General features: G+C 58.6%; 1 rRNA gene. It reads right to left on the bottom strand.

Annotated features, from left to right (window positions below):
* A 23S ribosomal RNA gene (locus tag ACERJA_RS20125) occupies positions 1–587 on the bottom strand; the annotation flags it as partial.

Here is a 587-nt window from a genome sequence, read left to right on the forward strand (position 1 = left end):
TCAAGGATGCCGCTAGGTCTCGGTGGTGGACTTGAGCCCCGATCATTTTGGGCGCCTCAAACCTCGGCCGGTAAGCTGTTACGCTTTTCTTAGAGGGTAGCTGCTTCTAAGCTCACCTCCCGGCTGTCTAGGGCTTGAGACCACCTTCGATCGCACTTAGTCCACACTTGGGGACCTTAACCCAGCTCTGGGTTGTCTCCCTCACGGTACACAGGCTTACCCCGCGCACCGGACTCCCTGCGTCAAACGGCGTTCGTAGGTTCGGAGTTGGACAGGGGGGCGCACTCCTCTCGGAGTGCGGTCCCCCAATCCGTTGCTCTACCCCACGAACTACCTCGGCAGAGGTCATGCTTCGACATGTTTCGGTTGGAACCAGCTGTTTCCGGACTCGATGGGCCTTTCACCCCTAGACGTAGATCACGAGAGGGTATTGTAGGACACCAACTCTAACAGGCCTCCACGTGCCTTTCGGCACGCTTCACCTTGTCCACGCCTAGATCGTCCGGTTTCGGGTCGTGCCCGTTTGACTCCCCGCGCTTGAACACGGTGACCCTGGTGCAAAGCACTGCGGTCATATCGGTTTCCCT

It is taken from the genome of Natronorubrum sp. A-ect3, from assembly GCF_041821125.1.
In the GTDB taxonomy this organism is placed as follows: Archaea; Halobacteriota; Halobacteria; order Halobacteriales; family Natrialbaceae; genus Natronorubrum; species Natronorubrum bangense.